Consider the following 6,012-nt stretch of genomic DNA (forward strand, 5'->3'; position numbering starts at 1 on the left):
GTTTACGGCGGGATCACCGCCAACCGGCGCATCCTGCTCGTCCAGGCACTGCCGGGCGCGGTCACCCTGGCCTCCGTCCTCGCGTCGGGATGAGCGGGACGCCCCCCGGGACTCGTGCCCCCGGGCCCCCGCCCGGCGGGCCCCCGGGCCGTCCTTCCGCCGGCCCGGCGGGCGATCCGCGTACCGCCAGGACCCGGGCCAGACTGCGACAGGCGCTGCTCGACGAGTGCGCCGAGCGGCCGTTCGAAGAGGTCGGTGTCGCGGCCCTGGTGCGCCGGGCCGGAACGGGCCGGGCCACCTTCTATCTCCACTACCCGGACCTCCAGGCACTGGCCGTGGACGCCTGCGCGGAGGTGGTACGGGAGGCGGTGGACGCGCTGCACGCCTGGCGGGGAATCCCGGATCCACGCGTCCCACCGCCTCCCCTGACGGTGTTCTTCACCGGTCTCGTCCCGCACGCGGCGCTCCACCGGGCCCTGCTGCGCCCGGGCGGCGGCGGCCCGCTGGGCGAACTGCTCCACCGCGAACTGCGCGAACGCAGCCGCGCCGAACAGGCCCTGGCCGGGGTGCCCGCCCCCGAGCTGATCGCCTCCGCGGTGGCCGCGGCCTTCACCGGGGTGCTGGCGGACTGGCTGCACGGCCTGATCGAGGACACCCCGGAGGGCATCGCGGCCCGGATCTGGCGGCTGCTGGTGGCACTGCACCGCCATCAGGGCAGGCCCTGAGGACTGCGCTTCGGCGGCAAGCCACCAGGGCACCGTCCCGGGCAGCCACTGACCCTGCTGCCGGGGCCGCCACTGGAGCCCTGGCACTGGGGCTGTCGCCGGGGTGCCGACCGTACACCCTGCTCCGCGCGGCCGGTGACATATGCCACGAGCATCGCCGGATCGAGTGTTGCCAAACGCCTTACGGCCCCGGGGTGCCTGTGCGAGAGTTCATAACAGTCCATCAGTCGGACGTGACAGCGCCGCGCGCGTATCGGAGTACGAGATGCCGTCCCCCCTCTTCGCGGACCGTCCTGCTCAACAGCCTCCCGAGCCGGGGACGGTGGACGCGCTGATCACGCAGACCCGTCGGCTGCGCGGCGAGATGGACGCCGTGCGCCGGGACACCACCGCGGTCGACGACGGCGGCACCCGGGCGCGCTGGCAGCGGGCGCTCTGCGATCTCGCCGTCCACCAACTGGACGATCTGGGCGCGCACTTGGACCAGCTCAGGGCCGGACCACCGGATGACCCGGCCACCCCGGAGGACCTCCGCGAGACCGTGGGCCCGGTGCCCGGCCGGGTCGGCAGCGCCGAGTGGGACCTCCTCTCGGACGAGGTGCGCTGGTCGGACGAGCTGTACGAGATCCTCGGACGGGCGCCGGAGAGCGGCCCGATGACACTGGACGAGCTGCCCTCGCTGGTGTTCGACGACGATCGGGCGCTGCTCACCGCGCTGGTGACGGGCTGTCTGATCGACGGGCGTCCCATCGACGGCGAGTTCCGAATCGTCAGGCCCGACGGGCGGGTCCGTACGCTGCACATGAGGGGCGAGCCGGTCCTCGACCCCGACGGCTGCACCGCCTCCATGTGGGCGGTCCTCCGCGACATCAGTGAACTCCGGCGCAGCGAGCGGCAAGTACGCGACAGGCGTGACTCGCTCCGGCGCGAACAGCGGATCACGCAGACCGAGCGGCGGCTCGTGGCCGAGTTGCAGGAGGCCGTACTGCCGTCCTGGCGCGGTGCGTTACGGACCTCCCGGAGCGGCCCTGCCGCGCTCGAACTGGCCGGGCGCCATCTGCCGTCCGCGGCGGACCCGCTGAGCGGCCGTGACTGGTACGACGCGCTCGAACTGCCGGACGGCGACACCCTGTTGACCGTGGGCGATCTCACCGGCCAGGGCATGGCAGGCGCGTCGTCCATGGCGATGACCCTGGGGGCGCTGCGCGGTATGGCCGTGGCGGGCATCGAGCCCGGGGCGCTGCTGGGCCATCTCAATCAGCTTGTCGACGCCTCGGAGCAGCCCGCGCTCGGCAGTGTGCTGTGCTCGCGCTACCGCCCGGCGACCCGGACCTTCTCCTGGGCACAGGCGGGACACCCCGCCCCGCTGCTGTTCCGCGGCGGGACGGGGCGTGTACTGACTCCGCCGGACGGTGTCCTGCTCGGGGCGGTCCCGGGGGCCGCTTACGAACAGGCCGATGTCCGGCTGCTGCCCGGAGATCTGCTCGTACTGCACACCGACGGGCTGACCCGCGCCGACGACAGCCCCGGGGCCGAGCGGGACCGGCTCCTGGCGCTGGCGCCCCGGCTCGCCGGGACCCGCAGCGCGCAGGAGTGCGCCGGGGCGGTCGTCGAGGAGTTCGGAGGGGCCGAACGCGCGGACGACGCCTGTGTGATGGTGGCCAGGGTCAGCGCCTGACCCGAAGGGACCGGACCCGCGGGCCCCTCGCCGTACCCGCTTGGCCCCCGCCGGACCCGCAAGCTCCGCGTACGCACAGACCAGCCGCACCCGAAGCCCCTGGCAAGAGCGCTATACGTCGGCGCTGCCCGTCCTCCTGGCCGCCTTCTTGGGCAGTGCGAGCTGGATCTCGTGGCGCAGATCCTCGATCTTCCCGTACCCCGCGTACTCCCCTGTGAGCCGGTACATCTCCCGCAGCCGGTCCCAGGTCCGGTGCGAGGAGGTCTCCCCCATCGACACCAGCGCCAGGCGCGCGTAGCGGTCCGCCTGCTCGGGGTCGTCCGCGATGAAGCAGGCCGACGCCATCGAGATGTAGTCGAAGATCTTGGACCGCTGCCGGCCGCCGCCCCGCAGTTCCAGCGCCTTCTTGGCATGGCGCTGCGCCACGGTCGCCGCGGCCGGTTCATGGTCGGCGAGGGTACGGAACGCCAGTGCCTGCATCCCGTGCAGATCGGCCTCGTCGAACATCTGCATCCAGCAGGGCGGCGGCACATCGCCCTTGTCCGACACGAAGAGTTCCTCGGCCTCGCCGAGCGTGCGGCGCATGGCCTGGCCACGGCCCATGGACGCCTGCGCCCAGGCCTCGATGGTGCGCAGCATCGCGCGGGTGCGGGGCAGGGTCTCGCCGCCCGAACCGGACTTGGCGAGCTTCATCAGATCGAGCGCCTCGTCGGGCCGGCCGAGATGGACCATCTGCCGGGCCGCTCTGGACAGGGCCTCGCCCGCGCGGGGACGGTCGCCGCCCTCGCGCGCGGCATGGGTGGCGATGACGAAGTACTTCTGGGCGGTGGGTTCGAGGCCGACGTCGTGGGACATCCACCCGGCGAGTACGGCGAGGTTGGCGGCGACGCCCCAGAGGCGCTTCTGCAGATGGTCGGGGTGCCGGTAGGCGAGCATGCCGCCCACCTCGTTGAGCTGCCCCACCACCGCCTTGCGCTGGAGGCCGCCGCCACGGGCGGCGTCCCAGGCACGGAACACCCCGACGGAGTGCTCCAGCGCGTCGATCTCCTGCGACCCGATGGGGGCGGCCTCGTAACGGTCGAACCCGGCGGGGTCGGTGTGCAGGGGGTCGTCGATCCGGGGGGCGTCCTGCGACAGTGCGGGGTCGGAGTGCAGCCAGTCGTGCATGGCACTGGTGAGTGCGGAGCCTGCGGTGAGCGCGGCACCCGCGCCCACCAAACCGCGACGGTTGAGCATGAGGTCCATTCCCGTGAATTCGGTGAGGACCGCAGCCGTCCGGTCGGGCGCCCACGGGAGACCGTCGGGGTTGCCGCTCGTCCCGGCGTCCCCGGCGTCTCGTCGTTTCCCCGCGCGTCCACTCCGCACGAACCCGAGGTCCTCAATGGTCACGACACGACCGAGCCGCTCGGTGAACAGAGCTGCCAGCACTCCCGGCACGGGATCGCGCGGGGTCTCCCCCATGTCGATCCAGCGCCTCACCCGCGAGGTGTCGGTGGCCAGTTGGGGGTGGCCCATGGCCGCCGCCTGCCGGTTCACCAGCCGTGCGAGTTCGCCCTTGGACCAGCCGGCCAGGCCGAACAGATCCGACAGACGGGTGTTGGGTTCTCCGCTCACGTCAAGCCCCCAGGTTCTCGGCTGACTTGACACTACCCCCCGGGGGCCGCATGGCGACTATTCGCCAGGGTTCGCCAGGGTGCGCCAGATGGTGTGCCACCCGCGCCCGGGTGTCGGGTAGGAAAGCGCCACCCCGCCCCGGCGGCAGGACGTACTCCCCAGGGTGCCGAACGGCCGGCGGGCGGGGTGGCGCACGCAACTCGTCGGCACACGAAGGGATCTGTATCGCCCATGTACACAGCATCGTCCTCCGTGTCCGCCCCGCCCCGGTCGCAGCGTACGGTCGTGCCCGGAAGCGGACCGTATCTCGACCCCACCCATGTCGGGCGGACTCGGATCAGGACGGGGGCCGTCACCCAACCGCTCAGCGGGAGACTCGACTTGTCCGGCCCTCAGGGCGCGCAGTTGCGGATGGCCATCGCGTCGGTGCACCGGATCTGCCCGGAGTTCAATCCGGTGCAGGTGCTGCGCCGCAGCGGCCGTTCGGTACTGCTCGTCGGAACCACCGGGCGCACCACCGCCGTCGCCAAGTGTCTGCTGGACCACTCACCGGTGTGGACCGAGAGGTTCAGGCACGAAATAGCGGCATATCGATCGTTCGTCCGGCACCGGCCACCGGTGCGGGTGCCGCGGCTGGTGGCGGCGGACCCGGACAACTGCACACTGGTGATGGAGCGGATGCCCGGCCGGGCGGCGGCGCTGACCCGTCATCCCGTGGAGGCCCCGCCGCGGGGTGATGTACGGGCGGCGCTCGGCGCGATCGCGCGGCTCAACACATGGCGGCCCCCGGCCGGGCTGTTCGACGCGCCGCTCGACTACGCGGCACGGATCGCCCGCTATCACGAACTGGGCCTGTTCACGGACCGTGATCTGGGCGATCTCCAGAAGCTGCTGCACGGACTGGCGGCCGGCCGGCAGGGCATGGGTCAGTTCTGTCACGGCGACGCCCTGCTCTCCAACATCCTGCTGTCGTCGGCCGGTCCTGTGCTCGTCGACTGGGAGCACGCGGGCTGGTATCTGCCGGGGTACGACCTGGCGACGCTGTGGGCGGTGCTCGGCGACGCCCCGGCGGCGCGGCGGCACATCAGTCAGCTCGCGCAGGTCAGGGGGCCGGCGGACCGGGACGCGTTCCTGGTCAATCTGATGCTCGTACTGACCCGGGAGATCCGGATGTACGAGACGGCGGTGCAGCGCGCGATGCGTGAGGCGCCGGAGCCGGGTGCCGGTCCGTCGCCGTCGTCCGCGTCGTCGCTCTCGTCCTCGGCCGGCTCCGCGCCGGCGCCGGGGTCCGCGCCTGGCGGGCCGGCCACGGGCGAGGAGCAGCGGCTGCTGCTGCGGCGGCTGCACGACGACTGCGCGATGGCGCGGCGGGCCGTACGCGCCGCGGTCGGCACCCGCTGAGCCGCTCACCGCCTCGCACTCGGCCGCGCCCGACGCGTCGCCGCCCGCCGGGCCGCCCGTGAGCCCGCCGCGCCGTCCGCCGAACCGGTCGGCTCCGTCGGTCCGCCAGGCCGGCCCGTCCGCCCCGGGGCGGAGAGAGAACCGCGTCGCGCGCCCTGTGCCATCACACGGGGCGCGCGGCGCGTTCGGGCCGCTGTTCGCCATGGTGAGCTGAGCAGGTCCGCCATCGTGAGCTGAGCGGGTCCCGGCGACGCACCCACCGTGGTCCCGCCGTCGCCCAGCCTCCGGACAGCACTCCGTATACCTTCATTGGTTCACTCCACTGACGCGCCGCAGGCCGGGGCAGCGCCGCCGCGAAACTCCGTCAGACCTGCGCTGACGTGCGAAATCCCCGCTGTGGTCGATGATTGACGGATCGTCCGGGAGCCGATACCTCTGTAGGCACTCGGCCCGGAGGCCCTTCGCGCACCACCCGTCACTGGAGGCTGCATTGCAAGGTTCCGTCCCCCCACCCCCGAGATTCCGCCGCGCACGCGCGCTGAGAGCGGGCGGAGTCGTCGTATCCGCCGCCCTGCTGCTCCCCCTGGTCTCCGC

Annotated in this window: 4 protein-coding genes; 3 read left to right on the forward strand and 1 reads right to left on the reverse strand. The window is 72.8% G+C overall.

All coding sequences use genetic code 11. From position 1 onward, the window contains the following. Positions 1–89: 89 nt before the first annotated feature. Complete coding sequence (locus WH07_RS04530) at positions 90–725, forward strand: TetR/AcrR family transcriptional regulator (protein WP_079022944.1); 636 nt, start codon at positions 90–92, stop codon at positions 723–725. A 265-nt stretch (positions 726–990) separates the two neighbouring features. Further along, complete coding sequence (locus tag WH07_RS04535; RefSeq protein WP_046495568.1) at positions 991–2,403, forward strand: PP2C family protein-serine/threonine phosphatase; 1,413 nt, start codon at positions 991–993, stop codon at positions 2,401–2,403. Between the two features lie 111 nt (positions 2,404–2,514). Here the strand turns inward: WH07_RS04535 and WH07_RS04540 are convergent, their stop codons facing one another. After that, complete coding sequence (locus WH07_RS04540) at positions 2,515–4,017, reverse strand: DNA-binding protein NsdB (protein WP_046495570.1); 1,503 nt, start codon at positions 4,015–4,017, stop codon at positions 2,515–2,517. A gap of 231 nt (positions 4,018–4,248) precedes the next feature. On the opposite strand from WH07_RS04540, the gene WH07_RS04545 reads away from it, so the two are divergent. Beyond that, positions 4,249–5,418 (forward strand): aminoglycoside phosphotransferase family protein, encoded by a 1,170-nt coding sequence (locus WH07_RS04545; RefSeq protein ID WP_046495573.1) that lies wholly within the window; start codon positions 4,249–4,251, stop codon positions 5,416–5,418. The last annotated feature ends 594 nt before the right edge of the window (positions 5,419–6,012 follow it).

The sequence above is a fragment of the Streptomyces odonnellii genome (assembly GCF_000981895.1).
Lineage (GTDB): Bacteria > Actinomycetota > Actinomycetes > Streptomycetales > Streptomycetaceae > Streptomyces > Streptomyces odonnellii.